Below are 25,123 nucleotides of genomic sequence, written 5' to 3'. Positions count from 1 at the left end.
TGCATGTGTTAAGCCTGTAGCTAGCGTTCATCCTGAGCCAGGATCAAACTCTACATTGTAAAATATCTTTTACTAGGCAAGTTTTCGACTGAGCCTTGCTAAGCCTTACTAGGCCTTACTAAGCTTTAGTGAAATATTGCTTATTGTTTGTATCTGTTTCAGAACGAGCTTCCAAATTAGAGTCTAAAGTCAAACAAACTTGACGGTTCGTTTTTCTTCTACCCAAGAATGAGTGTTTCATCATTCTCGCTTCTTGTACTACTTTATCTGTCTTATGTAAATCTTTTCAAAGAACTCTTTCTTTATTCGCTTTCCTCGAACTCTTTTCAATCTCGTTTTGCTTGAAGTTTCGTTCGTTCTCGAAAGCGGATGCAAAGGTAGTACTTTTTCTGTTATCTCCAAAACTTTCGCAGTAAAAATGCTCAATTTTATCACACCTTTAACATTACTTTACATCTATGACTCTAAAATGTGGGCGTACACATTATATAATATATATAAACATTAAGAAACTATGAGAGAGATTCAATCATGGCCCTCAAACGAATTAACGCAATATGTCATATTTTCTTGCTGTTATCGTTTTTTATCACGAACTTTGCCTTTCGAAAACCATAATTTTAATACAAAAAAATGATCTCTAAAAACAAAACTATCACTCAATTGAAGCATTTATTGCTCTCGCTTCTGCTGCCCGCAGCAATTACTACAGCCATTCCTTCGCAAGCACAGACCTGCACATCCAAGTTGCCACGCCAGCTGCGCATTGCTTCCTACAACATACAGCATGGTGTGGGTATGGACCAGAAACTAGACTACAAGCGTATAGCCGGTGTACTGGAGAATATCAATCCTGACGTAGTTGCCGTACAGGAGGTTGACAGCATGACACGCCGAACCAATAACACCTACTCGCTTGGCGAGATAGCCGACCACATGCGCTACTATGCTTCGTATGCTCCTGCCATAAGTTTCGACGGTGGCAAATACGGCATTGGCATACTCTCGCGCAAGCGTCCTATAAGAACCGAACAGCACGCATTACCCGGACGTGAGGAGGCACGTACACTGCTCGTGGCAGAATTTGACGACTACGTATTTGCTGCAACCCACCTCTCACTGACCGAAGCCGACCTTATGGCTTCGATAAGCATAATTGAGAATATTGCAAAGAAATACAGCAAACCATTCATCATAGCCGGCGACCTTAACGCCCAGCCCGATTCGCCATTCATAAAAAAGTTTCAGAAAAGCTTCCATATATGCAACAACAAGGGCAAATCGTGGCCTGCCGACAACCCACGGGAGTGTCTCGACTACATTGCCGTGTACAAGAGCTATGGCGATGTACGCCGACCGGGACCTGCCGAGAAAGGTTGGGAGCAGTATAGGCCATACGTTGGCGAGCCTGCCGTGACGCTTCACTCTGAAGTAGTGAACACTCTCGCCTCCGACCACCGCCCTATCTTTGCCGACATTGTGCTGCCTACCCCCATCGACAAGCTGCTTACGACGCAACCTTATCTACAGCTTGCCACCCCGACTTCAATGAATGTGATGTTCCAGACCAACAGCGTGTGCCACTGCTGGATAGAATATGGCACCGACACACAGCATACGCAGCGCGCACGTACCATACTCGACGGCCAAGAGGTGTGCTACGACATCGAGAACAACATCAAGCTCGACAATCTGAAGCCCGGCACACGCTACTACTATCGCGTGTGTGCAATGGAAATATTGTATAAGGGAGCCTACTCCAACCACTTCGGTGCCGACACGCTGCGCACTCCGTTCTACTCGTTCCGCACTCCTGCCCTTAAGGACGAAGACTTCACGTGCCTCGTCTTCAACGACCTGCACGAACACGGCGAGACTCTTGCCCACCTTAAGCAGCTTGCCAAGGGCATCGACTACGACTTTGTGATATTCAACGGCGACTGTCTGCCCGAACCGCGCAACCGCGAGCATGCCATAAGCATGATACACAGTCTGGCTGATGAGGTAAACGGTGCTGAGAAACCCGTAATCTTCCTACGTGGAAATCATGAGATACGCAACTTCTACTCGGCTGGAATGCACCACCAGATAGGCTACTACAACGACAGGACCTACAGCGCATTTACACGTGGCAACACCCGATTCATGCTACTCGACCTTGGCGAAGACAAGCCCGACTCAACGCCAGTATATGGCGGCCTCAACGACTTTACGCAGCTAAGACACGACCAAGCGGAGTTTATAAAGAAGGAGTTGTCGAGCCGTGAGTTCAAGTCGGCACGCAATCACGTGCTCATCAGCCATATACCTGTATTCGGCAACACCGACACCTACCGTCCCTGCACCGAACTGTGGGGGCCCATGCTCAGCCGTGCACCGTTCGATGTGGCGCTGGCAGCACACACCCATCAAGCCAAGTTCTATCCCAAGGGCGTTGACGGATGCCAGTATCCCGTATATGTAGGAGGCGGATACAACAAGACGGATGCCACAGTGGCTGTACTTAGCTGCCGAGGCGGCAAGCTCAGCATGCGTGTATTGTCCGACAATCCCGACACACGCTGGACTCTGAACGAATAGAACCGATAACAGAGAAAGGACATTAATAAAAACTCTAAATCATTATACGTATGAGAAAATCATTTCTGACATTCATGCTTACATTGCTCACTGGAGTATTGTTCGCACAACAACCGACAAGAGTAAACGTCGCTCAAGGCACACTCGAAGGTGTCAACGAGTCGGGCATAAAGACATTCAAGGGCGTACCATTTGCTGCGCCTCCAGTAGGCGATCTTCGTTGGAAGGCTCCACAGCCAGTAGAGAAATGGCAAGGCGTACGCCAAGCAAAGGAATTCGGACCCAACCCTATGCAGGAGAATATCTTCGGCGACATGAACTTCGGCACGAAGGAGATGAGCGAAGATTGCCTCTATCTTAACATCTGGACTCCTGCCAAGAAGATGAACGAGCACCTTCCGGTACTTATCTACTTCAACGGCGGCGGACTTATGGCTGGCAGTGGCAGCGAGCCACGCTACGCTGGCGACGCAATGGCTCGTAAGGGCATCATCTCCGTTACAGCCAACTATCGCGAAGGCATTTTCGGATTCTTCGCACATCCGCAGCTCTCGAAGGAGACATCCTACAAAGGCTCGGGCAACTACGGTTTCCTTGACCAGGTGGCTGCCATCAAATGGATAAAGGACAACATCGCAGCCTTTGGAGGCGACCCTGAGCGCATCACTATTGTAGGTGAGTCGGCTGGTTCAATGTCGGTAAGCTCGCTTATGGCATCGCCTTTGTGCAAGGGACTGTTCGCTCAGGCTATGGGTTCGAGCGGTTCGGTGATCGGTATGAAGAAGGTTGCCACTCTTAAGGAGGCTGAGACCAAGGGCTTGGAAATAACTAAGATTATTGGCTGCAAGGACATCAAGGACCTGCGTGCCCTATCTGCCGAGGAACTGATGAAGAAGGCTAAAGTGAAGAACATACCCACGTACAATATCGACGGATACTTCTGGACAAAACAGCCTTATGATGTGTTTGCCGATGGCGAGCAGACCAAGGTGCCATTGCTCATCGGTGGCAATAACCAGGAGATGAACGCCCTGTCCGTTCTCTACGGAAAGGCTCCAACGGTGGAAAATATGAAGAGTGCGGTAAAAGCAACTTTCGGCGATGCTACCGACGAACTCTTCAAGCTCTATGGCCTCAACACCGACGCTGACGTTATGGGACAGCCGGGCAACAATCTTGCAGGCGATATATTCCTCGACTACTCTACATGGAAATGGGGCAACATGCACAAGCTCACAGGCGGTCAGCCCGTATATCGTTATCGCTACTGCCATCCACGTCCCGACATGGTATTGAAGGACAAGGTGGCAGGTCTTGCAGGTGGAGTTCAGGAAAAGACAGCTGACACTCCAGCCGCTCCGCGTGCTCTCGGCGCCGTACACTCAGCCGACATAGAGTATGCCATGGGCACACTTTCTACCAATCGTGTGTACGATTGGCAACCTGAAGACTACGTAATATCTGACATTTTCAGCAACTACTACGTCAACTTCGTGAAGACAGGCAACCCCAATGGTCTCGGACTCGTTGACTGGCCTACCACAAGCGGCAAATCCATCGCCCCCGTTCTTCAAATCGATGTAAACACATACGTAAAGGAAGACGCGAATATGGAGAAGCGCTACGAGATTATGGACAAATTATTCTGGAAGTAATAATTGACGCATTATTTTTGCAAAAGTTTGATTATTCTGATTTATTGCTGAACCTTTACCATTAGCTATAATACAAGAACAACATTATCGATCGTTAATTTAGATCGGATAATGTTGTTCTTGTTTTACACCGTTGCTTGCTCAGGTTATGGCGAGGACGCCATAACCTCCTACAGTTGGGTATTCTATAAGATGTCGTATCACTCTATTTTTTTGGATTCTCTACTCTTTATTCTTCTTGTATATGCCGTCTACAATGGAGTCGGCAAGCGAGATGTTGGGCACGAGAATTTCGTTGCACTTGAGCGACCGTGCCACAAGAAGGAATATCTCGGCAGCGGGTATTATCACATCGGCACGGTCGTCCTTGAGTTTGTATTGCTGCATGCGCTCCTCGATGGAGAGCGGTGCCAGCTCGGCATAGAGCTGCTTGAGCGTGTCTACGGGCAGCGTGCGCGAGTCGCCCTTGGCGTGCGACAGCTTGAAGAGACGGTTGATGTTGCCACCCGAACCGATGATTCTTGTGCCGGGAAACTCCTCGGCATACTTCTCGAGCATGCGGCACATGGCGTTGCGTTCTTCCTGAGTCACGGCTCCGGCAAGCATGCGCAGGGTGCCCACGTTGAACGAGTGACTCTCTGCCAATATACCGTCGTGGAGCAAGGAGATTTCGGTGGAACCTCCACCTACGTCGACGTAGGCGAAATTGCCTTCGGTGCTGGCGGTGTTCTCTACGAGGTTGTTGCACAGCAGCTGCGCCTCCTCGGCTCCGGGTATTATCTCCAGACTGATGCCCGTGGCCTTCTCGATACGTCGCATCACCTTCTTGCCGTTCTCGGCATCGCGCATTGCCGACGTGGCGCAGGCGCGGAAGTGCTCCACATTGTACAGTTGCATAAACTCGTTGAATCCCTTCATCATGTGCAGCATCATGCGCTGGCGCTCCTTCGAAATCTTGCCGAGCGCAAACACGTCCTTGCCCAGTCGCAAGGGGATGCGGATGAAGAGCAGTTTGCGTATACGTGACGACTCTGGTGCGTTGTCGTCGAAACTCTTTATGAGCAGTCGGGCTCCGTTGGAGCCTATGTCTATAGCGGCGATGTTCATATCTTGTTGTATTCGATGTGCAGTTCTTCCTGCGAACGGAACGGCTCAACACCTTCCTTCACGGGTTGTATTTCGTTGGTGCCACGGCCGTCTACGATGCGTCCGTTGGTAGTGTCGCGCAGTCCGTAGTCGACGGTTCGCATGAGGTCGCGCTTCATTTCGTCGTCGTAGACAGGTGTGAGCACCTCGATACGGTTGACGAGATTGCGCGGCATCCAGTCGGCAGAGCCGATGAAGTAGCGTGGCTTGTCGTTGTTGCAGAATATAAGTATGCGTGAATGTTCAAGATAACGGTCGATGATACCGACAATGCGTATGTTGTCGCTCACGCCCTCTATGCCCGGCACGAGCGAACAGTTGCCGCGTACAAGGGCGTCGATGCGCACTCCGGCACGCGATGCGGCGTACATCTTGTTTACGACATCGGGGTCGGTTATGTGGTTTATCTTTATCTTGACCCAAGCCGGACGACCCTCCTGCGCATTCTTTATCTCGTTGTCGAAGAGTCGCAGTATGCGCGACTTCATTGAGTTTGGCGACACGAGCAGTTCGCGGAAGCGCATCGGCGAGAACGGGCGGTCGATAAAGTCGAACACCTTGGCCACCTCGCTGACTATGCCCTGGCGGGCGGTCATCATCAGATAGTCGGTATATACACGTGCGTTGCCCTCGTGGAAGTTGCCGGTGCCCACGCAGGCTATGTCGCCCTTGGTGGTTTTGATGTACAGCAGTTTGCTGTGAATCTTGAGTCCTTCGACGCCGAAGATTACGTTGACACCCTCTTCCTGCATTCGCTTGCTCCACTTGATGTTGCTCTCCTCGTCGAATCGCGCCATCAGTTCGACCACAGCCGTAACCTTCTTGCCGTTGCGTGCGGCACAGATGAGCGCCTTCACCACCTTCGAGTCCTTGGCAAGACGATAGAGTGTGGTCTTTATCTCCTTGACGCTGGGGCGCAGGGCAGCCTCGCGCAGCAGTCGGATGTATGCGTCGAACGAGTTGTAGGGCACGTGTATGAAGCGATCTTTCTTGCGTATCTGCTCGAAGAGCGACTCCTCGGCGAGGAATTCGGGCTTCATCACAGGCTGCCACTTCTCGTATTTCAGTTCGTTGTGACCGCAGTCGGGGAACGACATGAGGTCGCGGTGGTTCTGATAGCGTCCGCCTGCGAGCGAAGTGTCAAGTTCGCGCACGTTAAGACGGTCGAAAACGCGCTTCTGCATGTCGCGCGGCATGTCCTTGTCGTATATCACGCGGATTGGTTCGCCACGCTTTCGCGAACTCACTCCGAGCGCTATCTTCTCCATAGCGCCGTAGTCGGCATCGTTGTCAACCTCCATTTCGGCATCCTTGGTGAATTTAAACGAGTAGGCTTCGTACGTCGACGGCTTGGTGCCGATGAATATCAGCGGCAGACAGAAGCGTATCACGTCGTCGAGATACATGATGTTGTCGAAGCCGTCGCTCTGCGGCAGGCGTATGAAGCGGCCGTACACGCGGTCGGGAACCTTGATGACGGCATACTTCACCTTACGTTCCGAGTCGGTGTGGGTCTTCTTTACGACAAGGTATATGCGGTTGTCCTCAAGCGTGTTGAGGTCGTCGATGGCTGAGAGCCAGATGGGATTGGTCGAGCCGTTGAGCTTGTCGTAGTACAGACGCTTGAGGAATTGCTTCTGCTCATCGTTGAGCTGGGTCTCCTTGAGCAGTCGGATGTGGTGTTCCTCAAGTTCGGCGAACACGCTCTTTATCACTTTGGTGTATTCTGACGAATACTCCTCGTTGAGCCGGTTGATGGTCTTGAGCGTGCGCTTGAACTCCTTGCGGTGCTTGTCGGGCAGGCTTTCGCTGTCAGCCAAGCGATTGAGCGAGGCTACACGCACACGGAAGAACTCATCAAGATTGTTGCTGTAGATACCAAGAAACGAAAGACGTTCGAGCAGGGGCACCTGCTGCTTCTCGGCTTCTTGCAGAATGCGGTGGTTGAAGTACATCCAACTCACGTCGCGATCTATGTAGGTTGTTTGCTTTTTCATAATGTAAATAAGGCTAAAAGCCCTACCCCCGGCCCCTCCCCCGCAGGGAGGGGAGTGAAATGTAACGTGGGGATTGAAAATAGGGAATTAAAGTTTTATTATATCTGTTACAAAGTTGTGAGTTGAAAAGCATATCGCTCCCCTCCCTACGGGGGAGGGGCTGGGGGTAGGGCTACTGCTCATTTCCCAACACCAGCATGTCACTATCTTCGGTGACATGCAGCAGTTTGCGGAACGCTTTCTGCTCACCGTCGGGCACAATAACCGAAAGCAGATTGTCGCAATCGCTGAATGCCGTGCGTGCCAGACGCTTCGGAGTGCCGAGGAAGGTAACTTTGCGCAGGCGGTCGCAGCCAGCGAAAGCGTAAGGGTCGATTGTCATTACCGAAGCAGGGATAACTATCTCTTCGAGAGCACCGCAATCGCTGAAGGCGTCACGACCAATGCGGTCAAGTCCGTCGGGCAATTGCACTTTCTTCAACTTACTGCGGCGTGTGAAGGCGAGGCTGCCGATAGTGCTGACGGTCTTCGGAACGATTATCATCGAAGCATCGGTCATGCACGAGATGAGACGAGTACGGTCGGCGTTGTACAGTATCTTGGCATCGACAACAAACGCTGTCGACTGGCAGTTGACCACCTTGCTGTCAAGACCTACAAAAGGATTCTTGCCCATCTCCTCAACCGAGGTAGGCACACATACTGATTCGAGCGACAGACAACGGGCGAAAGCCTCATCGCCAATGCGTGTCACCGTGGCTGGCATGGCTACACTGCGCAGATAGGCACAACCCCAAAAGGCGTTGTCGCATATCTCCTGTGTTTCATCCTTTACGGCATAGGCACCCTCGATGGTCTTCTTAGCGGCTACAAGACGGCGGCCACTCTTGGAGTAATATACTCCCCAGCCGTCGTCACGTGCTCCGTCCAGTTTCTTTAATGCGAGTTTAATAACTTGATTTTCAACTACGTCATTACCATCAAGTCGCTTCTTAAGCGCACCTAATAATTCCTTCTTCTTCTCTTTCATTATATATAAATGTTAGCGTGCTGCTATAATTGTTATCTGGTTGCAAAATTAGTAGTTAGAAATTTAAAAACAATGACGCATGGATTACGATAGTGTTACAATGATATTACAGAACAAACAGCCCTTAAAAAGCCGCTTATTTCTGCCTGTAACACAATCGTAACACATTCGACACGCCTCGAAAATAAGGTATAAGTAATTTTGCCGACGTAAAAACAATACATGACAAAATAAGATGAGAACAGCAATTACATCGGCTCTGCTGTGCCTTGCCGCAGTCACTGCCTCAGCACAACAGACAGCAACATCCGAGAAGAACGATGCCGACAAGGCCACACTGGTGAACATTCACGGTACCATACGCTCTAAATACGAATATCAGACCAGCGAGAACGAAGGACGTTTTGAGGTGCGCAACGCCCGTATCAGCGTCGACGGCAACCTGTCGCCTATTATATCTTATAAGGCAGAAATCGACCTTTGCGACGAAGGCAAGATAAAGATGCTCGATGCTTACACCCGACTGAAGCCGATGCAGGGATTGCAGTTCACTATCGGACAGATGCGTGTGCCATTCACCATCGACGCCCACCGTTCGCCCCACCAGCAATACTTCGCCAACCGCTCGTTCATTGCCAAACAAGTGGGCAATGTGCGCGACGTGGGTGCAGCATTAGGATATTCGTTAAATGCAGGATTTCCTATCATATTGGAGGCAGGATTGTTCAACGGTTCAGGTCTTACCAATCAGAAAGACTTCTGGACCAAGAGCATCAACTTCTCGGCTAAGGCTCAGATGTTCCTGCCGGGCGGATTCAATCTGACGCTGAGCACACAAAAGATAAAGCCCGACCACGTCAATGTTATGATGTACGATGCCGGTGCTTACTGGCACGCTAAGGGTTGGCACGTAGAGGCGGAGTATCTGTACAAGCACTACGCTCACGATGCCTTCAAGGCTGTTCATGCCTTCGACTCGTTCATCAGCTACGACATCCCGTCGGGCAAGGGACTCATTCGCTACGTCACCCCACTGCTGCGCTACGACTATATGAGCGACCACAGCGACGGTACACGCTACCTCAACGGCAAGGCAGACAAGAGCGGAACGCTCATCGTCAACGATTCGCAGCGCTCACGACTCACTGGTGGCGTGACACTGAGCCTCAAGAAACCGTTCGTTAGCGACATTCGTTTCAACTATGAGAAGTATTTCTATAAAGATGGTGGCATACCGCACACATCAGAGAAGGATAAGTTTGTTGTAGAAGTAATGACGAGATTTTAGAATCTCGTCATTTTTTTTGCTCCTATACTTAATATATATGGCTCTACTCCTCCCGCCAACGGCAATAGGGATTGACGAGGAGTTGTGAGTTGTAGTAGCGGCGGTCGCCAGTCACTTCCTCACCTATAAAGTCGGGCTTGCCGAACGGCTCGTCTTCCGACGAAAGTTCCACCTCGGCAACCACCAGACCGGCGTTGTCGCCGTAGAACTCGTCCACCTCGAACGTATGCTGTCCGTCGGGACTCTTCACCAGCCAGCGACGCTTGTCGATGACACCACCGCGGCACAGTTCGAAGAGATGCTGCGCCTCGTCGTTGCTGATTTCTTTTTCAAACTCATAGCGCGACAGTCCGGCACGATTGCTATGGCTCTTGATAGTGAGCCACGAACGATCGTCGCGGGTACGCACACGCACCGTAGCCGACTCGCAAGGCATGTAGCCCTGCTTGATATGGCTTGAAGAAAAGGCGGCTTCCTTCCAGGAGCCGCCTTTTCGTATAAGGAACTTACGTTCTATTTCCAGTCCACTCATTGTTTTGTTTTGAATAGTGTGTTTGTATTAAACATTCATTGTGGTCCAAATCATGAATGCCACAGCCAATATGATGAATGCCCAAAGGATGTATTCCACTACTTTCTTGCCCTTACGCTCCTGTTCCTTAGCGTAGCGCTGTTTTCTGATTTTACTGTTCTGGCTCATAGTAATATAAATTTTGAGTTTTGATTTTTGAATTTTGAATTATTCTCGGCTTCGCCTGCGATTGTGAGTTTTGAGTTATTGAATTTTGAGTTATTGTCCAACCAATTCAAAATTGAACAATTCAAAATCGGCATAGCCGACCAATTCAAAATTCAAAATTCAAAACTCCTCAGGCTACGCTTCGACCACTGGGAATTCCATTAGATATGCTTTGATGAATCCGTCGATTTTTCCGTCCATCACGCCGTCCACGTCGGTGGTCTGATAGTTGGTGCGGTGGTCTTTCACTCGGCGGTCGTCAAACACGTACGAGCGAATCTGGCTGCCCCACTCTATCTTCTTCTTGCCCGCTTCGATCTTGGCTTGCGCCTCAAGTCGTTTCTTCATGGCACGGTCGTAGAGTTGCGACTTGAGCAATCGCATGGCGTTGTTGCGGTTTTCGAGCTGTTTGCGGCTCTCAGTGTTTTCGATGAGGATTTCCTCTTCCTCTCCGGTGTCGGGGTCGGTATACTGATAGCGCAGACGTACACCCGTCTCCACCTTATTCACGTTCTGACCACCTGCTCCGCCCGAGCGGAAGAGGTCCCAGCTCACCTTCGACGGGTCGACATACACCTCAATGGTATCGTCGACGAGCGGCGACACGAACACCGACGCAAACGATGTCATGCGCTTGCCCTGGGCATTGAATGGCGAGACACGCACCAGACGGTGCACACCGTTCTCGCTCTTCAGGTAGCCGTAGGCATACTCGCCACCCTCAATCTCCATTGTCACGCTCTTGATTCCAGCCTCGTCGCCTTCCTGCAGGTTGCTTATCGTAACCTTGTAGCCGTGAGCCTCAGCCCAACGCATATACATACGCATGAGCATCTGTGCCCAGTCCTGGCTCTCGGTGCCGCCGGCGCCTGAGTTTATCTTCATCACGCAGTCCATAGGGTCTTCCTTCTGGCGCAGCATGTTCATCAGTTCGAGGTCTTCTATCGCCTTGATAGCGTTGGCATAGTCGGCGTCAACCTCCTCTTCGGTAACGAGCTGCTCCTTGTGGTAGTCGAAGGCGAGCTGTGTCTCGTCGGCAAGACGTCGCACCTGCTCATATCCCTTAATCCACTTTTCGAGACCCTTCACCTTCTTCATCTGCTCCTCGGCACGCTTGGGGTCTTCCCAAAAGTCGGGTGCCTGTGTGCGCAGCTGTTCTTCTTCGTATTCTACTTTCTTCTGGTCTATGTTGAGATAGTGATTGAGCGCGTCGGCACGCTCAAGCAAATCCTTCAATTGGTCGGCTGTTATCATTTATGAGTTTTGAATTTTGAGTTTTGAGTTTTGAATTGTTGCCTTGCGGCAATTTTGAATTTTGAATTTTGAGTTTTGAGTTTTGAATTATTCTCGGCTTACGCCTGCGATTGTGAATTTATGAATTTTGAGTTGAACAATTCAAAATTGAATAATTCCTAATCGGCGTAGCCGACCAATTCAACATTCAACATTCAAAACTCAAAACTCAAAACTCCTAATCGGCGTAGCCGACCAATTCAAAACTCAAAATTCAAAACTCAAAATTCGCTATACTCATTCTTCGTACATTTTGTCTATCACTTCCTTGAAGTTCTTGTAAATCACCGGTCGGCGTATCTTGAGCGTATTGGTCAGCTCGCCCGACTCCATAGAGAAGTGGTGGGCGATGAGCGTGAATCGCTTTATCTGCTCATAGTGCGCCAGCTGCTGCTGCAGAGTCTGTATGCGGTCCATCATCATCTTGTTCACCTTGGCGTTGGCACACAGGTCCTCGCGGCTCTCGAATGCTATGCCGTGGTCCTTGGCCCACTCCTCTACGAGGCGGAACTCGGGCACGATGAGTGCCGACACAAACTTGCGCTCGTTGGCTATCACTACCACCTGATCGATGAACTTGTCTACGAGCAGCAGCGACTCTATCATCTGCGGAGCGATATACTTGCCGTTGGATGTCTTGAAGAGGTCCTTGATGCGGTCGGTCAGGAACAGCTCGCCGTTCTTGATATATCCGGCATCGCCCGTGCGGAAGAATCCGTCTTCGGTGAACGCCTCCTTATTGACAGCGTCACGCTTGTAGTAGCCCGGTGTGATGGTGGAACCCTTGAGCAATATCTCGTCGTTGTCGCCTATCTTCACCTGCAATCCGTTGATAGGACGACCTACCGAACCGATGGTGAACGGCATGTTCTCGCGGTCGCAACTAACGGTGGCAAGACTCTCTGTAAGGCCGTAGCCCACAACCATATTGATGCCTACCGAATGGACGAAGCGCTCTACTGCTGGCGAAACGGTAGCTCCAGCTGTCGGGAAGATATGTGCGTCCTCCAATCCTATCTGCTTGCGCACAATGCGCAGTATCATCTTGTCGATGAGCTTATATTCCATAGCCAACAGAGGCGACGGACGCTTGCAGCGGCTCTTGCAGTCGATGTTGTAGCGGCGGCCTACCTCAAGGGCGTGACGGAAGAGACGTTGCTTGGCTGCGCTCGAACGGTCGATCTTGTCAAGCACTGCCTGATACACCTTCTCCCAGAATCGTGGCACGCTCGACATACATGTAGGATGAGTCTCACGCATTGACTGCTGGATGTCGTGCGGATTGGTATTGATGATGATGTGGCATCCTTCGGAGAATGCAAGGTAAGACCATCCGCGCTCGAAGATGTGCGTTATGGGCAGGAACTGGATGACGCGGTCGCTCTCCTTGAGAGGCACCACCTCGTCGTTGGCCTTCAATGCTGCCTCATACTGTCCGTAGGTGAGCATTACGCCCTTCGACTCGCCCGTTGTGCCCGACGTGTATAGTATGTTGCAGAGGTCGTCGTTGTTGGCCTGTGCGTATAGTTGCTCCACCTCGCTCTGTCGAGGCAGTCCCTCGCCGAGCTTCAGAAAGTCGTCGAAGTAGAGGGCGGCAGGGTCGTGAGTGGATATGCGTACCGAGCGGTCGAATATGATGATGCGCTCCAGCGTGTGGCACAGAGCGAATATACGGTGAGCCTTGTCATACTGCTCCTGTTCGCCTACGAAGAGGAAGCGTATGCCGGCATCGTTTATCATGTATTGTATCTGCTGTTCGGAAGCGGTGGCGTAGAACGGGATGGAAATCACGCGCACACCATAGGCTCCGAAGTCGGTGATGAGATACTGTATGGTATTCTGCGAGAACACACCGATAGCGTCCTGCGGCTTGGCGCCGAGGTTGAGCAATGCGTTGGATGCTTGCTTCACCAACTGGGCAAAGCGGTTGTAGCTCATCTGCTTCCATGCCGTACCTCCAAAGTCCTTGTAGGTGAAGGCAGCACGGTCGCCATACTTCTCAGCCTGCTTCAAGGCGAGAACAGAAAGATGACATCTTGTTTGCATAATCTTAGGTTTTTAATGTGGCGGATTGACATTACCACATATATGAATATGCAAAAATACGCTAAAAAAGGCAAAAGGCAAAACAAATAACGAAAAAAAGATGATTGTTTTTACTGCCAACGCCAACAGAGTAAGTAGATTAGTGTCAACTACGGAAATATATAGGAGGCTATGGCGTCCTCGCCGTAGCCTGCGTAAGGGAATTGCAAGCTGTAGCAGCAAACTGTTAAATTTGAGTTAAAATGATGTTTATTCCGCTCCATGTGGTTGTTTTAAACCATTCGTGGCGGAATAAACGCATTTTTGTTATGCGATTTGGGGATGTTTTGTTATATTTGCAATATCAACAAAATAAGAATACTATGTGTGAGATTATAGGACGCAAAAAGGAAATAGCCGAATTGCGACGCTACTACAACAGTGGGCGTGCGGAATTTGTTGCCGTTTATGGCCGCCGCCGTGTGGGCAAGACATTTCTTGTGGATGAGGTGTTCCATGACAATATGGTGTTTCATCACACGGGATTGTCGCCATACGACCGTCATCGTAAGACTTCCTTGAAAAGCCAGTTGCAGAACTTCTATTTCTCGCTCCTACGTCATGGTATGGAGAATGCTCAACCACCACGGTCGTGGATGGAGGCATTCTTTATGCTCGAACGCTTTCTGGAGACCAGCGACAATGGCACACGCCAAGTGGTATTCATCGACGAATTGCCATGGATGGACACTGTGCGTTCGGGATTCCTGACAGCACTCGAAGCCTTCTGGAACGGTTGGGGCAACACCCGTCACAATCTGCTTCTTGTGGTGTGCGGCTCAGCAACATCATGGATGCTCGACAACATAATAAACAATAAGGGTGGACTGTATGGACGACTTACAGGCGAGATGAAATTGTCGCCATTCACACTGAAGGAGTGCGACGAGTTTTTCAAGTGCCGTGGCATAAAGATGTCAAAATACAATGTGCTGCAAGCTTATATGGCATTGGGCGGTATTCCGTTCTACTTGAACATGTTCAATGCTGCCTATAGTCTGCCGCAGAACATCGATTCACTGTTTTTTGAACGCAACGCCAAGTTGGGCGACGAGTTCGACCGACTGTTCAATTCCATATTCGACAATGCCGATGACTGTATGAAGATAGTGCGTCTGTTGGGCACGCGCCATTCAGGATACACCCGAAAAGAGATTGTGCAGAAAACCGGACTTAGCTCTAATGGCGACCTGACCAAAATGTTAAAGGCACTTGTTGGTAGCGACTTTGTTGTGAAGTACGTTCCCTTTGGAGCTTCATCGCGCGACGAGCATTACAAACTTATTGATTCCTTCTGTTGGTTCTGGTTGCATTTCAAGGAGAGCAAGCGCATTACGCAGCCTGATTATTGGCAATGCCATGTCAAGGAAAGTGAAATATCGGCATGGCGGGGCATTGCATTCGAGGAAGTTTGCCTACGACATATTTCACAAATCAAGAATGCATTGAACATCGGCGGTGTATCAACCAACGAATCGGCTTACACTGTCCGAGACGGCGAACAAGGCGGTATGCAGATAGACCTGCTTATAGAACGTGCCGACGATGTGGTAAATGTTTGTGAGATGAAGTTCTATCGCATGCCATTTGCCGTGACAAAATCCTATGCCCAGACACTTGCTGCCCGTCTGCAATATCTTGAAGAGAAATATCCCTCGCTAACGTTCCACCTTACATATATAGGTAGTACGGAACTTGTACATAATGAATATTCCGACATCTTTACTTCAGTTGTCACTGCCGACGAATTGTTTGTATAGCATATGTGTTGAGATGTTGTAGTGGTGTGATTTTGAACAGCAAACCGTAGGAGGCTATGGCGTCCTCGCCGTAGCCTGCGTAAGCAACCATAACAAAAAAACGCCAACTGCGGAAGTGAAATCGTGCCAACTGCGGAAGTGAAAACGCGCCAACTGCGGAAATAAAATCGCGCCAACTGCGGAAATACGATTTTTTATTTGTACATTTGCATACGAACTTATTAATTGTAACACAATGGAATACAGAAGCAGAATAGCAGACAAAATATTAGCAGACAAGCTCGCCTCAAAAGGTGCTGTACTGATAGAAGGACCGAAGTGGTGCGGAAAGACCACAACAGCCGAACAACATGCTAAGAGCATATTGTATATGGACAATCCCACAACGCTTCAGAGCAACCTGCGTATGGCTGAACTTGACCCTTCATTATTGCTTAGCGGTGATACTCCGCGACTTATTGACGAATGGCAACTTGCCCCTAAATTATGGGACAGCATGCGTTTTGAAATTGACCATAGGCACGACGTAGGGCAATTTATTGTGACTGGGTCAGCCGTTCCAGCAAGCGAGGAAGACATGCACCATTCCGGCACAGGCAGATTCAGTTGGCTTACAATGCGCCCAATGACTCTGTTTGAGTCAGGCGAATCGTCGGGCAAGGTCAGCTTGCGCCACCTATTTGACAATGGTGGACCCATTGCAGAAACTTGCAAACTTGATATTTCAGACATTGCATATTTGATATGCCGTGGCGGATGGCCGTTTGCATGCGGACTGGAGAAAAAGGCAGCTCTCGCCCAAGCCTACGATTATGTTGATGCCGTAGTAAAGAAAGACATATCGCGTGTGGACGGTGTAAAGCGAAGCGCTACAACAGCCAAACTCTTGATGCGCTCATATGCACGCCATCAAGGTGCGCAAGCTACTATCGGGACTATCGTAGCCGATTTGTCAGCCAATGGTGACAAAACAGTAAGCGAGAAAACCATCAGTTCGTATATAGAAGCATTGCGCAAAATATTTGTCATAGAGGATTCTGAAGCGTGGAACCCCAATCTACGGTCGAAGTCTGCCATACGCACAGCAAGCACAAGATATTTTATCGACCCGTCAATCGGCACAGCTTCTCTTGGACTCGGACCTGACGACTTGCTGCAAGACCTTAATACAATGGGGCTGTTTTTCGAGACGTTATGCGTGAGAGACCTGCGTGTATATGCTGAAGCGCTCGACGGCCAAGTGTTCCATTTCCGCGACAAGACAGGACTTGAATGCGATGCCGTGATACATCTGCGCAACGGCAAGTATGGATTGATAGAAGTAAAACTCGGTGGCGACAAACTTATTGAAGAAGGCGCTGAAAATCTTAAGACGCTGTCATCAAGAATCGATACTGACAAGATGAAGACTCCCTCGTTTCTCATGATTCTTACTGCTGCCGGCGATTTTGCCTACCAACGCAAGGACGGTGTGTATGTAGTGCCAATAGGATGCCTGAAGGATTAAGCCTCATCCAAACAGTAATAAAAAAAAGAAAGCGTATATTCCTTACCTATCGCGTGGTAGGAATATACGCTTTCTTTATGTTACTTTATTATTTTCTTTGACTGTCCGCCACTACGGACTATATATACACTGCCAGGTTTCAGAGCATCAGTATTGAAACCACTTGACTTGGTATGCAGCACTTTCTGTCCCTGAAGATTATACACGTCAATTGTATTGCCTGATAGTTTACCATTTGTTTCGACTGTGGCGATGCCAGTGGTAGGATACGAACCCGACACCTTGCCATCGGCACTTATTGTGAGAGGATACACAGCCTCGCCTCCTTCCTTGCGAAAACGCACCTGCTTCGACTCACTGTCCGATTGTGACACGAAGTACATCTCGTAATCTCCTGCGGGCAGTTCGAAATCTTCAAGCAGATAGTCGCCCTCTTTCAAGCTTACACCATTCAGACATCCTACAGCCCCAAAATCCTTCTCCGATGTAATGAGTGAAGAATATGTCTTGTGAGTAGTAGTGTTTTCAAGTACCAAATAGGTGTTGCCCTTGAAGTCGCGCTGCGACAAGTTGTACATATAAAACTTGCTGTTGTGCAATGTCCCGTCAGAATTGACAGACAGGCTTAGTTCCATGACACCCCATTGCGACTTGTTTTCGGCTCCTTGCTCGCTTGCAGACGTGGCACGCATACCACATATCATGTCCTGGCTGTTGTTGTACTCGCCATAGGCTGCCGAACCAAGATGGTCGATATAGAACCATCCGTTGGCTTCGCCATCCCAGCCCCAGTTGACATGCACCATACCATCAGCGTTGATGCCATCCAGTACAAAAGCATGGCCTTCATTGGCGTCTGTAGCTCCGCCGTAGAAGACAGGTGTCTTTGCCTCTATCGACGATTTGATTATCGCCATCCATTCGTCGTCCGAATAGAATGTGCGTGAATAGTAATTTACAGAAAGCGAGTCGTACTGAAAGGCGTGTCCGAAAGCCCTGGCAGCCAGATAGTCGTAGGTGCCACTTCCGTTTGAGCCGTATTGCATGGCAGTGGCATAACCGGCATCGCGCAATAAGGTGGACACAGCGTTCTTCTGTAAAACATTATAATTGCCAGTGTAGCTGTTTATCATTCTGCCCCAATTGTAGGTAGACTTGACTGGATATTCTTCAAAAGTGCCACCATATTTGTACGAGCCGTCGAAACTGGCAGATGCAGGATACTTGTAATAGTACATTATCTGCGACATAGCCGTAGCCACGCATCCCGACGGACACTTGCCGGGTGTCTTGTCGGCGAAAACCCCAGTCTGTCCCCACGTGCTTTGGAGTAGATAATCGCCTTCAGCAGCTCGTGTGGCAGTCTTCTGAAATGACTTGCCTTCTGCACGCATATTGGCGAGGCTCGCATCGGTGGCGTTCATCCACCATTTCAATCCACATGGTATCTTGTTGGCGTCGAATTCGCTTGACGAATAGCCGAGTACTGGGGCGAAGTTGTCGTCGCGCGAAACTATGACAAATCCTTCGCTCTTGCTGCCATACACATTGAATTCGGACGAAGACATCAGTTTCTGAATGTCGACATGTCTTACCGCCTGTCGCTTGATATTGTTATCGGCAGAGGTCGGATGTGCGAATGCGTTGCGTGCGATGTCAAGCATCTCTTTGTCTGAGCGAGTGTCAGCATAAGCCGAACCAACGACCAGCGATGCAAGTACGATAAGTGCGATAAAGTGTTTCATGAAATTATATAGTTGAAAAGTTGGTGTTAGAAGAGAAAATGGCGAAGTTTCTAAAACGAACTTCGCCATTTTAATATAATGTTTATAAAAAATTACTTATCGCTTGATTAACGATTCCATTCGAACTCAAATAAGCCACCAAGGAACAGCTTTCCTGTAGACGGTTGAGCCAATGGGAATTCTACATGGAATTTGTTGCCATTGTTTGAGAAAACGCAGTATGATGCATAATTTACAGGATCCCAATACAGAGCATAGCCAGTGTCCTTAAGTACGTCATACATACCTGCAGGACCGAGTGTCAGTGCATTGCCGTCGGCATCGAGATAGAACTGAATGTCTGCCTTGCCAATGTCACCGTACAATGTATAATAAGGAGCTACAAGTCTGTAGAGATTAACATCGCTTGCCACAGCATGCTCCACTTTTACGCCCTCAACTGTTGCACCAAGGTTCTCATCTTCAGAGAAGGTAAAGTCGGTGAACTTGGCTGTACCAGCATCCTCCCAGAGATACTCGCGCATTACAACGATAGTAGTTGAGAAGTTGGCACTGTTGGTGATGGTGTCAGCCTGCTCTACGTCAGCGTCGCTGAGAGTGACAGTAGCCTGATACTTCACACCTGCCTCAAGGTTGCTGGCATGGAACACAACGGTCTTGTCGGCCTCGCCGTCGGCGAATGTTACAACGCCATTGTTGGTATCAGAGAATACTCCCGGCTTAGTTGACTCAAGCGTATAATGTACAGTATACTCACCCTTCTTGTTGGCTCTGAGGAAGTGGACAGGAATGTCAATTTGCGTCTCATTTGTCGTATAACTCTGAGTTTCCTGCGCCATCGAGATGTTCTCTACAGTCGGAGTGTATATGGGTCCTTCGAGGTCGGTATTGCATGATGCCATTGCCAACACAGCGAACAGAGCCATTACAAAATACTTTATCTGTTTCATAATTGTATGAATCGTTTAAATGATTAAACTATATTATTGAAGGTCGCCAAGCGGGTTCTGGTCGGTCTTCTGATCAAGGCTTGCGTTGCCGTCAAACTCCTTCTGAGGAATTGGCTGTACCCACATGTAGCTCTCAGGATTGTCGGTAGGACGATTGCTGAGCAACAATTCCTTAGGCCAGCCCTGCTCTGCTGTACGACGGAATCCCTGACGCAGACGACGGATGTCGTAGATACGTCCGTACTCGCCCCAAAGCTCAATACGGCGCTGCTTGATAATCTCCTCACGGAGCGAACCGGTTGCATCTGATGTAAGCTTACCCATGGCAGTACCGGTCTTGTCGGTAGTGTACTTAGGATCGCGGTGCGACATATATGTAAGGAGATACTGGCGTGCCTGAGCGTCATTGCCCTTCATACACTCAGCCTCGGCTGCTGTGAGGTACATCTCCTCTATACGCATCCATACGTAGTCACCAAGCCATGATGCACCATTAGAGAACTTGAACTTCTCCTGCTGATAACCGCCTTCTTTGTTTTCCGGATCCTGGGGATTCCACCAGCAACGACGTGTGTCGGTAGCCGACATCTTATTGTAGAGTTCCTTGTTGATCTGCTTGCGAGCTGTTTTTCCGTACTTGCCTTGGTCGGCATCCATATGGGTGAAGAAACTTGCATACACACCTGCCTGCTCGGCATTGATGGCAGCACCCCAAATCACGTTCTTGCTTGAGGCTGTATTGCAGAAGTTCTTGCCATTGTATACGAATGTCGAGGCATCGATATCCTGGATAGTGTACTTGCCACTGTTGATTACAGTCTCGGCAGCCTTGGCTGCTGTATCCCAGTCCTCCATGGTGAGGGCAATACGTGCTTTGATGCCGAGGGCTGTGTACAGACCCATCTGCTCATTGCTCTTGGCAATGGTTGTGTTCTGGCTCGCCTCAAGATATTCAACAGCCTTGTTGATGTCGGCAACAATCTGCTCGTACACCTCAGCTACAGTAGCGCGCGGCTTGCCCTGTGTGCCAGCCTCTGTAGGCTCGGTATAGACAGGGACGCAAGGATCAGATTCGTGTCCCTTATATGTGCGTGCAAAGTTCTGTGCAAGCATAAAGTAAGAGAAAGCACGAATACCGTAAGCCTGACCCATTACGAACTTCATGTCGGTATCGTTCTGGTCCATAGAGGCATCATTCTTGATGATGTAGTTGGCGTTCTGTAACAATGTATAGTAGCCACTCCAGAGGTCGTATGCACGGAAGTTGGTACCAATGAGCGACTTGGTGTTGTAAGCTGCATCATACCAGAACCAGCCGCTACCCATGGCGTTCATGATGCAGTCGTCGCCCTCTACGTCAGCATATAGATTGTGGAGTGAGAGTGCCGAGGCCTGATGTCCATTAGCAGATACAGACCATCCCGCTGTATAGAGCAGACGGTAGATACCGTTCAGTGAAATCATAGCATTGGATGCGCTGCCTTCCATTGCAGTACCGGCTATATCCTGTGTAGGTGTTGTCTCGAGTTGGTCGTCGCTACACGAAGTAGCCAATCCCAATGCCAGACATCCGACGAATGTATATTTCAGAAACTTGTTCATGTTTTCTTGCTTTTAAAATGTTGATTAGAAATTAATCTCAAGACCTATTGTGTACGACTTGTTAGGCGTATAGGTATAGTCGTTGGTTCCGGTGAAGCTTGCCTGAGGATCCATACCCTTGAGGTGTGTCCAGAGTGCAAGGTTCTCGGCTGTACCATAAAGACGTACGCCAGAGAGACCAATCTTGCTTGTAATACTTCTCGGAAGTGTGTAGCCCAATGTGATGTTCTTGATAGCAAAGTAAGATGCATTCACGAGGTTGCGGTCAGTCATAAGAGATCTACCTTCGCCAGCAATCTCAATACGAGGAACATCTGTAATGTCGCCCGGCTTCTGCCAACGACGCATAGCATTCTTGTGCCATGTGTTGTTGTAATACATATTCTCCATTGAGCCTTGATACATATAGTCGAGCATCTTGCCACCGATAGAGTATGTGCTCATGATGCTGAGGTCAACACAGTTGAAGAGGTTCAATGTTGTAGAGATGCTACCATAGAGATCAGGCAGACGGCTACCCTGGAAATACTTAGATGTAGTGGCCTTGCTGTAATCAGTTGTGATGTACTCGCCTGTCACATTGCCCTTGTCGTCCATGTCCTCGTAAGCGTAATACAGAGGAGCACCTGTCAACGGGTCTACACCAGCCGACTTCGGCAGATAGAATGTGTTAAGCTCCCAGCCCTCCTTGATGATGCACGGACCATTCATAATCTGGTTTGACTCCTGAGTGAGCTTGAGCACGCGGTTGCGGATAGTAGAACCCATCCACTGAACACGCCACTGTACATTCTCGGTCTTGATAGGAGTAACACCTACCATCATCTCAAAACCTGAGTTGCGTATGTTACCCACGTTGGCATCGTAGCCGTTGAAACCGGTTGATGTAGCCATCGGGTAGTTGAGGAGCATGTCGGTAGTCTTGCGGTTGTAGTACTCAATGCTGAAGTCGATGAGACGATTTAGCAAAGCACCTTCAATACCGATGTTCAGGTTGCCGCTCTTCTCCCAAGAGATATTCTTGTTCTCGAGTGTTGATACTACAGCACCGATGTTGTTGCCGTTGTTGTAACCGAGAGCATAGAGGTTCTGCCAGAGGTAGTAGCTACCGAGGGCATCGTTACCCTGCTCACCGTAAGAAGCCTTCAATGAGAGGTTGTCAATCCACTTGATGTCCTGCATGAACTTCTCCTTGCTTACACGCCAGTTGCCACCGACTGACCAGAATGAACCCCAACGGTTGTCCTTGTAGAATCGTGAAGAACCATCGCGACGGAACGAAGCCGAGAAGTAGTACTTGTCGTCGTAGTTGTAGTTGGCACGGCCAAACCATGACTCAACAGCATACTCTGTAGAGTAAGAACCTGCAGAATAGAGTGTAGCAGCAGGGTCGAGCTCGTCAATGCCGTCAACGATGTTCTGCTTGCCTGCACTGAGCGAGCGATACTGGCGGTCGTAGAACTCATGACCGAGAAGTGCGTCAACGCTGTGCGAACCGAACGAACGTCCCCATGTGAGGAGCTGGTTGAATGTGTAGCTCATCATGCGTGTATGGCCCTTCTGAAGCAAACCGCCTGAAGTAGCCTGGTTGCCATGATACTTGTTCATCATCTCAGTACCATCGCTTGATACATAGTCGGCACCGAAATTCATAGTGAACTTCAATCCCTTTGCCCAACCGAATGAGTCCTTGTCGCCACCGAATGTCAAATAAGTACGGACGCTGGCATTGTCGCTGTCTGTGTACGAGCGGTCAGCATACAGACCTGCGAGCGGGTTGAAGTCTTCCAATGAAGGACGGCCGCCCTCACCATAGTCAAACTGACGATTGCCAGCTGCATCAAGCACGTCCTTGCCCTGAGCATCCTTGATATACATAGGATACAGAGGCGAGATGAACTGTGCTGTATAGAAAACGTTAGATTGAGCGGAACTGCTAGATACATACTGGTTGTAATTGCTCTTGGTATAAGCCAATGAGGTGTTCAAACCTGCCTTGAACCAGTCGTTCACCTTGGTGTCTACATTGGCACGGCCAGTGTAGCGCTGGAATTCAGTGTTCTTTAAGATACCCTCTTCGTTGAGGTAGCCAAGAGAAATAAGGAACTGTGTACGATCTGTACCACCGCTTATCGAGAGCTTGTGCTCATGACGTGGAGCAGAATTGTTAAGGAGCATGTCCATCCAGTCTTCGTTCCATGCCGACTGTGCGTCAGAACGTACCTGCTCTGTAGTCGGGTCAATAATATCGGCAAATGAATAGTTCTTGAACGGGTTGTACATCTCGCCACCAAGCTTGCCACCGAGGTCGGCGCGAGCCTGTGCTACTGCAGCAGCGTGATCCATACCGTTCCCAAACTCGTAGTTGTTGCGCAGAGCCTCGTATGAAAGCTGTACATACTCCTTCTGGCTGACTGTCTCGTACTTAGGAAGAGCGCGTGACGACCAACCTACAGTATTCTCAAACTTTACGTTCACCTTGCCAGCCTCACCACGCTTAGTGGTAATCATAACTACACCATTGGCACCACGTGCACCATAAAGAGCACTTGCGGAAGCGTCCTTGAGCACTGTGATCTGCTCAATATCCGACGGGTTGATACTTGAAATGCTGCCGTCGTAAGGAATACCGTCTACTACATAAAGAGGTGAGTTAGAAGCGTTGATAGAGCCAAAACCACGGATTACCATTGACGAACCGCTACCTGGCTGACCGCTACCTGATGTCACAGTAACACCAGCCACCTGGCCATCAAGAGCCTTTGTCACGTTGGCTACAGGACGGTTAGCAAGCTTTTTGCTGTCAACCGATGCTGCCGAACCAGTAAATGAGCTCTTCTTCTGTGTACCGTAAGCCACAACCATAACCTCGTCGAGGTTCTGCTGGTCAGACTCCAACAAGATGTTCATGTTGTTTCCGGCCTTCACAGTCTTGCTGAGCATGCCAATGTATGAAATTTCAATTTTTGCGCCAGCAGGAACATTAAGAGTAAAATTACCATCAACGTCTGTCACAGTACCGGTATTCTTCTGACCTACAACCTTAACTGTGGCACCAACAACGGGGTGCCCGTCTTCGGCTGAGGTGACCTTACCGGAAATGCGAGATTGAGCCAGTGCCATTCCTATGCTCAGGAAAAGGCAGGCTACAAAAGTCATGATTCTTTTTTCCATAAAATCTCTCTCTTTTGGTGAATAATATAATTAATTGTTTTTTTGTCGAGCTTTATGTCTGTGACGGATATAACGCGAACCTCGCTACCTCTTGCCGGGAGGTGGAGACATCATCCATACACAGTTGCAACGTTGAGCGTAATGTTATTGCGTTTTGCGTCTATATATATAATAGGTGTAGACAACATGTAATTGTCAGCCTATTTTTGTCGAAGTAATTGCTTATTGCTTTTATGTTTTCCTATGTGGGGTTAAGCCCACTATGAATTTGTTAATATTTTTAGATATTAAAATACGTTTGCAAAATTAACTATTATTTTTCACAGTTGCAAATGTTTTACTACAAAATGTTCGGTTTTGTTGCATTTTTATTACAAAAGATTTTTAAAAAGCCGTCGTAACTTAGCTTTTGTGATTATTGTGCACGAACACGCAGACAGAACGAAAGCTGAAAATGAAATAAAATGGCATAAATATTGATTATTGTGCAAGTTTTTAGGGTTCTTCCGTTAAATGCATAGATAGAAAAAAAATATTTATATTATGATAAAAATAAAGCTGGCATCATCTAT

The 25,123-nt window shown here is 49.0% G+C and carries 16 protein-coding genes; 5 read left to right on the top strand and 11 right to left on the bottom strand.

Annotated features, from left to right (window positions below; genetic code table 11):
• The first annotated feature begins 663 nt into the window (after window positions 1–663).
• Window positions 664–2,580, top strand: a complete 1,917-nt coding sequence (locus I6E38_RS10245) for an endonuclease/exonuclease/phosphatase family protein (RefSeq protein ID WP_235393906.1) — start codon at window positions 664–666, stop codon at window positions 2,578–2,580.
• 50 nt (window positions 2,581–2,630) lie between these two features.
• A complete protein-coding gene (locus I6E38_RS10240) occupies window positions 2,631–4,235 on the top strand; it encodes a carboxylesterase/lipase family protein (protein ID WP_235393905.1) in 1,605 nt (534 codons plus the stop codon).
• Window positions 4,236–4,457: 222 nt separating this feature from the next.
• Here the strand turns inward: I6E38_RS10240 and I6E38_RS10235 are convergent, their stop codons facing one another.
• The 3 genes from I6E38_RS10235 to I6E38_RS10225 form a co-directional block, all read right to left on the bottom strand.
• The gene (locus tag I6E38_RS10235; RefSeq protein ID WP_235393904.1) at window positions 4,458–5,342 is read right to left on the bottom strand and encodes a Ppx/GppA phosphatase family protein; all 885 of its coding nucleotides are present in this window, start codon (window positions 5,340–5,342) and stop codon (window positions 4,458–4,460) included.
• Window positions 5,339–7,378: an RNA degradosome polyphosphate kinase gene (locus I6E38_RS10230; protein ID WP_235393903.1), complete on the bottom strand. Its 2,040-nt coding sequence runs from the start codon at window positions 7,376–7,378 to the stop codon at window positions 5,339–5,341. Before I6E38_RS10230 ends, I6E38_RS10235 begins: the two co-directional genes overlap by 4 nt.
• Window positions 7,379–7,550: 172 nt before the next feature.
• A complete protein-coding gene (locus I6E38_RS10225; RefSeq protein ID WP_235393902.1) occupies window positions 7,551–8,408 on the bottom strand; it encodes a leucine-rich repeat domain-containing protein in 858 nt (285 codons plus the stop codon).
• A 235-nt stretch (window positions 8,409–8,643) separates the two neighbouring features.
• Between I6E38_RS10225 and I6E38_RS10220 the strand changes: the two genes are divergently transcribed.
• Window positions 8,644–9,696 (top strand): porin, encoded by a 1,053-nt coding sequence (locus tag I6E38_RS10220; RefSeq protein WP_235393901.1) that lies wholly within the window; start codon window positions 8,644–8,646, stop codon window positions 9,694–9,696.
• 43 nt (window positions 9,697–9,739) lie between these two features.
• Here I6E38_RS10220 and I6E38_RS10215 read toward each other — a convergent pair whose 3' ends face one another.
• The 4 genes from I6E38_RS10215 to I6E38_RS10200 all read right to left on the bottom strand — a co-directional run bounded on the left by I6E38_RS10215 (window position 9,740) and on the right by I6E38_RS10200 (window position 13,774).
• Window positions 9,740–10,228 (bottom strand): CYTH domain-containing protein, encoded by a 489-nt coding sequence (locus tag I6E38_RS10215; RefSeq protein ID WP_235393900.1) that lies wholly within the window; start codon window positions 10,226–10,228, stop codon window positions 9,740–9,742.
• Window positions 10,229–10,255: 27 nt separating this feature from the next.
• Window positions 10,256–10,396 (bottom strand): hypothetical protein, encoded by a 141-nt coding sequence (locus tag I6E38_RS10210; RefSeq protein ID WP_235393899.1) that lies wholly within the window; start codon window positions 10,394–10,396, stop codon window positions 10,256–10,258.
• Between the two features lie 174 nt (window positions 10,397–10,570).
• On the bottom strand, window positions 10,571–11,689 hold the full coding sequence (prfB, locus tag I6E38_RS10205) for a peptide chain release factor 2 (RefSeq protein WP_235393898.1): 1,119 nt from the start codon (window positions 11,687–11,689) through the stop codon (window positions 10,571–10,573).
• A 276-nt stretch (window positions 11,690–11,965) separates the two neighbouring features.
• On the bottom strand, window positions 11,966–13,774 hold the full coding sequence (locus I6E38_RS10200) for an AMP-dependent synthetase/ligase (RefSeq protein ID WP_235393897.1): 1,809 nt from the start codon (window positions 13,772–13,774) through the stop codon (window positions 11,966–11,968).
• 362 nt (window positions 13,775–14,136) lie between these two features.
• On the opposite strand from I6E38_RS10200, the gene I6E38_RS10195 reads away from it, so the two are divergent.
• Complete coding sequence (locus I6E38_RS10195; protein ID WP_235393896.1) at window positions 14,137–15,573, top strand: AAA family ATPase; 1,437 nt, start codon at window positions 14,137–14,139, stop codon at window positions 15,571–15,573.
• 235 nt (window positions 15,574–15,808) lie between these two features.
• Window positions 15,809–17,080, top strand: a complete 1,272-nt coding sequence (locus I6E38_RS10190) for an ATP-binding protein (protein WP_235393895.1) — start codon at window positions 15,809–15,811, stop codon at window positions 17,078–17,080.
• Between the two features lie 80 nt (window positions 17,081–17,160).
• Here the strand turns inward: I6E38_RS10190 and I6E38_RS10185 are convergent, their stop codons facing one another.
• The 4 genes from I6E38_RS10185 to I6E38_RS10170 form a co-directional block, all read right to left on the bottom strand.
• A complete protein-coding gene (locus tag I6E38_RS10185; protein ID WP_235393894.1) occupies window positions 17,161–18,825 on the bottom strand; it encodes a thiol protease/hemagglutinin PrtT in 1,665 nt (554 codons plus the stop codon).
• Between the two features lie 107 nt (window positions 18,826–18,932).
• The gene (locus I6E38_RS10180) at window positions 18,933–19,775 is read right to left on the bottom strand and encodes a hypothetical protein (RefSeq protein ID WP_235393893.1); all 843 of its coding nucleotides are present in this window, start codon (window positions 19,773–19,775) and stop codon (window positions 18,933–18,935) included.
• Window positions 19,776–19,808: 33 nt separating this feature from the next.
• On the bottom strand, window positions 19,809–21,377 hold the full coding sequence (locus I6E38_RS10175) for a RagB/SusD family nutrient uptake outer membrane protein (RefSeq protein ID WP_235393892.1): 1,569 nt from the start codon (window positions 21,375–21,377) through the stop codon (window positions 19,809–19,811).
• A 24-nt stretch (window positions 21,378–21,401) separates the two neighbouring features.
• A complete protein-coding gene (locus tag I6E38_RS10170) occupies window positions 21,402–24,551 on the bottom strand; it encodes a SusC/RagA family TonB-linked outer membrane protein (protein ID WP_235393891.1) in 3,150 nt (1,049 codons plus the stop codon).
• Window positions 24,552–25,123 lie beyond the last annotated feature (572 nt).

It is taken from the genome of Leyella stercorea (assembly GCF_021531355.1).
GTDB lineage: Bacteria > Bacteroidota > Bacteroidia > Bacteroidales > Bacteroidaceae > Prevotella.
This window is presented reverse-complemented; position numbering and strand designations above follow the sequence as displayed.

What these genes read in the sequence shown, in the direction of transcription:
- I6E38_RS10170 (WP_235393891.1), bottom strand. Translation starts at nt 24,551, where the DNA reads ATGGAAAAAAGAATCATGACTTTTGTAGCCTGCCTTTTCCTGAGCATA.
- I6E38_RS10240 (WP_235393905.1), top strand. Translation starts at nt 2,631, where the DNA reads ATGAGAAAATCATTTCTGACATTCATGCTTACATTGCTCACTGGAGTA.
- I6E38_RS10200 (WP_235393897.1), bottom strand. Translation starts at nt 13,774, where the DNA reads ATGCAAACAAGATGTCATCTTTCTGTTCTCGCCTTGAAGCAGGCTGAG.
- I6E38_RS10225 (WP_235393902.1), bottom strand. Translation starts at nt 8,408, where the DNA reads ATGAAAGAGAAGAAGAAGGAATTATTAGGTGCGCTTAAGAAGCGACTT.
- I6E38_RS10190 (WP_235393895.1), top strand. Translation starts at nt 15,809, where the DNA reads ATGGAATACAGAAGCAGAATAGCAGACAAAATATTAGCAGACAAGCTC.
- I6E38_RS10180 (WP_235393893.1), bottom strand. Translation starts at nt 19,775, where the DNA reads ATGAAACAGATAAAGTATTTTGTAATGGCTCTGTTCGCTGTGTTGGCA.
- I6E38_RS10185 (WP_235393894.1), bottom strand. Translation starts at nt 18,825, where the DNA reads ATGAAACACTTTATCGCACTTATCGTACTTGCATCGCTGGTCGTTGGT.
- I6E38_RS10230 (WP_235393903.1), bottom strand. Translation starts at nt 7,378, where the DNA reads ATGAAAAAGCAAACAACCTACATAGATCGCGACGTGAGTTGGATGTAC.
- I6E38_RS10195 (WP_235393896.1), top strand. Translation starts at nt 14,137, where the DNA reads ATGTGTGAGATTATAGGACGCAAAAAGGAAATAGCCGAATTGCGACGC.
- I6E38_RS10210 (WP_235393899.1), bottom strand. Translation starts at nt 10,396, where the DNA reads ATGAGCCAGAACAGTAAAATCAGAAAACAGCGCTACGCTAAGGAACAG.
- I6E38_RS10220 (WP_235393901.1), top strand. Translation starts at nt 8,644, where the DNA reads ATGAGAACAGCAATTACATCGGCTCTGCTGTGCCTTGCCGCAGTCACT.
- prfB (WP_235393898.1), bottom strand. Translation starts at nt 11,689, where the DNA reads ATGATAACAGCCGACCAATTGAAGGATTTGCTTGAGCGTGCCGACGCG.
- I6E38_RS10235 (WP_235393904.1), bottom strand. Translation starts at nt 5,342, where the DNA reads ATGAACATCGCCGCTATAGACATAGGCTCCAACGGAGCCCGACTGCTC.
- I6E38_RS10175 (WP_235393892.1), bottom strand. Translation starts at nt 21,377, where the DNA reads ATGAACAAGTTTCTGAAATATACATTCGTCGGATGTCTGGCATTGGGA.
- I6E38_RS10215 (WP_235393900.1), bottom strand. Translation starts at nt 10,228, where the DNA reads ATGAGTGGACTGGAAATAGAACGTAAGTTCCTTATACGAAAAGGCGGC.